6 protein-coding genes are annotated in these 5,152 nt (G+C 59.3%); all 6 read right to left on the bottom strand.

Annotated elements, in window-relative coordinates:
- Positions 1 to 27: 27 nt before the first annotated feature.
- Positions 28 to 1,032: a hypothetical protein gene (locus QNK41_RS15910; RefSeq protein WP_319258653.1), complete on the bottom strand. Its 1,005-nt coding sequence runs from the start codon at positions 1,030 to 1,032 to the stop codon at positions 28 to 30.
- Between the two features lie 9 nt (positions 1,033 to 1,041).
- Positions 1,042 to 2,118, bottom strand: coding sequence for a hypothetical protein (locus QNK41_RS15915; protein ID WP_319258655.1), 1,077 nt, complete (start codon positions 2,116 to 2,118; stop codon positions 1,042 to 1,044).
- 81 nt (positions 2,119 to 2,199) lie between these two features.
- The gene (locus tag QNK41_RS15920) at positions 2,200 to 3,609 is read right to left on the bottom strand and encodes an FHA domain-containing protein (RefSeq protein ID WP_319258657.1); all 1,410 of its coding nucleotides are present in this window, start codon (positions 3,607 to 3,609) and stop codon (positions 2,200 to 2,202) included.
- 3 nt (positions 3,610 to 3,612) lie between these two features.
- On the bottom strand, positions 3,613 to 4,419 hold the full coding sequence (locus QNK41_RS15925) for a MotA/TolQ/ExbB proton channel family protein (protein WP_319258659.1): 807 nt from the start codon (positions 4,417 to 4,419) through the stop codon (positions 3,613 to 3,615).
- A gap of 31 nt (positions 4,420 to 4,450) precedes the next feature.
- The gene (locus tag QNK41_RS15930; protein WP_319258661.1) at positions 4,451 to 4,750 is read right to left on the bottom strand and encodes a hypothetical protein; all 300 of its coding nucleotides are present in this window, start codon (positions 4,748 to 4,750) and stop codon (positions 4,451 to 4,453) included.
- A gap of 141 nt (positions 4,751 to 4,891) precedes the next feature.
- A partial coding sequence (locus tag QNK41_RS15935) for a formylglycine-generating enzyme family protein (protein ID WP_319258663.1) occupies positions 4,892 to 5,152 on the bottom strand: 261 nt, incomplete at its 5' end.

The raw sequence follows: 5,152 nt of genomic DNA on the forward strand, positions 1-5,152 counted from the left end.
TGTTCCTGCTGGAAAGGTCGTTAAGCCTCAGGGGCGCGTGCTGTTCAGACCCACGAACGTCCCACCATTGCGCTGGCACAGGATGCGCATCAGGGTAGCGAAGCGCTGGCCGGTGTTGCCCGGCTGGTCGGTCTTGGCCATGATCACCGGAAATCCCACGGCGTGGATCCTGACCCGCCGGCCGCCGTTCCTGTCGGCGTGATTGATGCGGTCGATGGCGTCCACCACCGGCTGGATGCGGTTTCCGCTGAATTCATCCCCGAAAACATACAGGCTGATTTTCTTGTCGGCGGCGTAAAAGGTATTGATCGCCGTGGTGATCCCCTCCACCGGGCTGCTGTTGCTGAAGGCGCGCCAGGTGCTCAGGCTGAAAATGATCGCCCTGCGGCGCGCCGGTGAGTCGGGTATCCACCGGCCCTGATACTGGGAAAACAGGTAGCTGCCCATGTCATTCATGATCTGGATTCCCTTGACTTTGGGATACACCTGAAGGGTTTCGCGAATTTTCTGCATGACCATTGCCCAGGCGTAGCGCTGCATGCTCCCGGACGTGTCGATGATAAAAATGATGTACTCGCTGTCCACAGGGATACCGCCCACAGAGCTCTCGTCCCTGGGAGGCGGGGCCCGCTTCAGCAGACGCCGCATTTCGTCGGTCAGTTCCTGCCGTGCATGCGCCAGCTGGCCTTCGATGATGTTTTGCACGCGGGCGTCGGCCTTGGTCCCCGCATATTGACCCTGCAAATCAGACAGGTCGCCCTGCAGTCTCGCCAGACGCGCTTTCTCCTCGGACAACTGCTCGACCCGGGCGGTCAAGTCGCGGTTGAGAATACGGGCTTCACCCTGCATGATGGTCAAGGCTTCCTCCAGTTGGAGAACCCGGGCCGTGAGGTCCTTGGTCAACTCCTCGATGACCACCGGTTCGGCGAACTTGGATAGCACGAACAGCAGGATAATGGCGCCGAATCCGCAACAGATGCAGTCCAGAAAGGAGAGGCTGAATATATCGATATTTCTTTTCCCGGTATTCATGGCATCTATTCAGGGCCAGTCTTTGGATGGGCTGAAAAAAGAACCGTTGGATTTTTTTGCCAGCCGCCAGAAGGCATCGGCCGCCAGCGGATCACCTTCCATGGGGAACAAAACGATATTGACCGGCACCCCTGCCGGCAGCCGCGCGACGGCATCGTTGAACAGCGAGCGCCGTTTTTTGCTTGAGACCCTTTGGGTCCACGGCTTCTTGGCACCCATGGTCGGCAACCCGTCCGTAAGCAAAAAGATGTTGTCGGGTGGCGGCTTCAGGTTGCCCGCAGCGCGAAACGCGTTCAGCAGGCTGGTGCCCTTGCCTGGAACGATCTGCCGCATTTGCGCCACAGCCCGGTTCAGCGATTCTGCATCCCCGGCATCGAGCCATAAATCGCGGCTTTCCTCGATCAGCGGCCGGGCGGTTTCGTTGAAAATATAAACCTGGAAGCGGCTGGCCGGCGGCAATCGCGCGGTCAGCCAGTCCACCGTGGCAACTGCCTGGCGCCATTTGGCGGATTTGAGCTTGTCCCGATCCGACAGGTTGCGCCGCCGGATGATGTCGACGATCGATTCGGCCAGCATGCTGGCCGAGGCGTCGGCGAGGATCAGAATCCGCTGGCCGCCCATTTTCAAGTCGGTGAGGTAGTGGCGATCGCCCTGGCCCGGAAATCCCCGCAGGCGGCTGCCCAAGGCGTCCCGTTTTTTGGCCCCAGCCTTGAGGCGGTTCATCTCCTCCTCAATTGCTTTTAAATCGGATTTGAGTTTGTTGGCATGCTCCCGGACGGCGAGGGTGTCCTTGTCTTCATCCGCCAGTTCGATCTTCTTGGCCTTGATCGTCTCGAGGATTTGCCGCGACAGGCCTTGCGTCAGCGTAATCTGGGTTTCGGCCTCGGCCAGGGCGTTGCGGGCGTCGGCCAGATCGGCCTGGTCTTGGGTAAGCGAGGTCTCGAGCCGGTTTACTTCGGCGCGCAGGTCGGAGGTGATGGCATCTTTGCGGGCGGCACTTTTGGCGTTGACGACCACGAACAACAGGATGATGGCACCCAGGCCGCAGCAGATGCAATCGATGAAAGAGAGACTGAAAACGTTCAAGCGTTTACGCCGCATAGCGATTTACCAGTGGAATCTGCACCGATTTCAGCGGGCCGTTAACCGGGTTCTGCGGTAGGATGCTCAGCCCTGAATGCCAATCATATCGGCTGGCAGGCATCGGATCAGCCGAAACGTTTTATCCGGTCCCCCGACGGCGATGGTCTGACCGATCGTTAGCACCGTTCGTCCCTCCACGCGCACCCCGTCTACGTGGGTTCCGTGCTCACTGTGGTTGTCAAGGATAACTTCTTCCCCCTCACGGTGGACCGAACAGTGTTTTGCGGAGATGGTCCCGCCGGCCAGCCGAATGACCCCAGCGTCCGTCCCGGGCGAACTGCCGATCACCAGCGGGTCGACGCCGATGGGATAAGCCGTGTTCAGGAACAGCAGGTGCGTCGGCTGTGTTCCGCCGTCGGCTGTGTGCGGTCCTTCGCCGGCATGGTGTTGGACCAGGGGGCGCCGGGTATGGCGGGCTGGCAATCGATCAGCGTTCTGGCCTGTCAGTGCCGGCCAGCAGCCGGCGGCGCCCAGAGCAGCGGCGCCGAAAGGGAGTTCCTCGGTGTTAGAAGGGGTGAATGCTGCCAGCAGATCTTCCAGTCCCGGCAGTCCGCAGGCCCGATGGGAGAGTTGGAAAGCCAATGGCCGGCCGGCGAGTTCATTTCTTTCAAGCAGGGTTGCAACCAGGTCCACAATTTGGGCATACACCGGCCGAGCGTGGTCGATCATTACCTGGCGCTGCAACGGCATGTGGTAATTGTGCTCGCCGGTGTTCATTTCGAACCGCACCGTCTGATGATCCGTGAGCTTTTCCAGCAGGGCCGGCAGGTACCGGTAGACTTCCTGCTCCGAAGCTGCGGAATGAAACAGATCAAACCGCGTGACCTGCATGAATTCACGGGCGGCGGTCTTGGCCCAGATGCGGTATAGACTTTCCAGCCCGGCATCCGGCACGGAAGCGGTGTCCATTTGGATCATCTCTCCGTTGTGTCTAAGATAGGTGGCTTCGCAGCGATGGAGGTGAAAATCGATGTGAATGCTCTCCCCGTCTACGGTTGGGTTGACCGCTGTCAGGGCGATGGGCGCGAAACCCCGTACATCGATGTTCAATTCACGGGCGATTCCCAGCAGCAGTCCCAGGCTGTTGCGGCTGTAATGCCCGGGTACGCAGATAACGACTTCATCCCCCACCGCTTCGATGGCCGGCCAGATTTGTTTCAAGTGCGCATACGCAAGCTCGGCGTGGCTGGCGGCCGTAAATCCGGCCTGCCGGATCGGCTCCGTGTTCAGCCGATCCCAGAATCGGCTGATGGTCTGCTGCGGGAACAGGCGAGCCTGTTCGGCGGCGGTGCGACCCACCATCAGCCGGTGGCCGTCCTGCAGCACAAACCCCGGACTCGCCGTGCTGCGGCTGTCCACGGGCAGTATCTCAGCGGGTACTCCGCCGGCGGCGATGATACCGACATCACTCAGTTCTATGCTCAGCGGTGCCATTGATCAGGCTCCCGAATGAAGGTGGCGGGTCAGGTTTTCCTCGCAATAGGCCTCGGCTTCAAGGACATATCGCTCCTGAAGCAGCTGCAGCTGATGGAGCATGAACATCAGAACAATGCTGATTAAAAGGGCGATCAGGGTCGAATTGAACGCCACGCCCAGGCTGCGGGTGACACCGAATATATTGCCTTCGATGGCCTGATGGGCCTGACCCAGGGCGTCTCCGATCCCTCGAACCGTACCGATGAAGCCGATGGACGGAATGGCCCAGGCAATGTAGCGTATCATGGACAGCTCGGATTCGAGGCGTTCGCTTTCCGCTGTGCAGTAAGCAAGTGTGGCATCGGCGACATCTTGGATGTTGCTCGTGGCGGTAAATCGCTGCAGGCCGGCCAGGAGTGCGCGGGGCAGAAGGGCACTGCGTTGATGCGACGGCAGCGCTTCAATGCGTCGCGAGACTTCCCGGGTGTCTTCGGGGAGAATCCGCACGCCCTCGGCCAGGGGAATAAGGTCCCGATCAAGCAGGGTGCGGTCGCGGATGGTTGCCAGGGCCTTGAAAGCCATAATGGCCAGGGCCCAAAACATGAGGATGAAGCAGGCCTCCTGCTCATAGTCGCGGATTAATACGAACAGGGTACGTTCGACAACGTATGTCGAGTCCGTTTCAACGCGCAGGGCCTGCTGGGCAAGAATCACGTCCGCCGCAGGACGGATAACGCCGACGTAGGCTGCGTGGACAACGATCACGATCAGTACCAGGGAGAATATCTGGTAGACAAATTCGTTGGATAACCGGTTCTTTCTTCGCATCACCATTCCTCGATAATGATTTACGTCCAACCTATATGTCGTATGGGAAGTCAACTCCCTGGTCGGCATCGATTGTTTCCGATGGTGTGAAGGTTTCCAGTTTGTCCGACTCCGATTCTGTCGGTGTTGTTTTCGAATCGGGTACGGACGAATTCTGACCGTCCGGGTCGGTGTCCTGATCCGCTGCGTTGGCTGAAGCAACGGCTTTGTCTCGCTGAACCAGGAAAACGGTCGCCCCGTAGGGCTCGGCGTTAGTGATACCGGTGGGTCCAGGAGGGGCGATCGAAGCGAAGGCCCTGCCGGGAAATGGGGCTGCGATGCATGCCGACAAGGCGAGCGTGCCTGCAATTATGAACCGGAAACGACATAATCGGCCGACATTCCCGTTGCCCAGCATTCCAGATATGTGCGGTGAAACGTCCATCTCCCACCAACCCGGTCCGTCGAATCACACTTTTCGGTCCCGGGTATCCTATTTTGCGTAGCGGCACACGCGAAAACCCAGGTCGTCGCGTTTGTCGTCGCTGTAATCGCGGTAGGCTGACCGCAGTTCACTGATGCCGGCGTGTTTGAAGCTCGATCCGCGGACGATACGATGCCGGCCTTCGGCGGGTCCGGTTGGATTGACGGTGACCTGATCCGATTTATAACTGTAAATAGAATAATAATCCTGGCACCATTCGGCCACGTTTCCAGCCAAATCGAAAAGGCCTTGGGGACTGGCCGTGAACTG

Origin of the sequence: Desulfosarcina sp. (assembly GCF_033791525.1) — a bacterium.
Taxonomy (GTDB): domain Bacteria; phylum Desulfobacterota; class Desulfobacteria; order Desulfobacterales; family Desulfosarcinaceae; genus Desulfosarcina.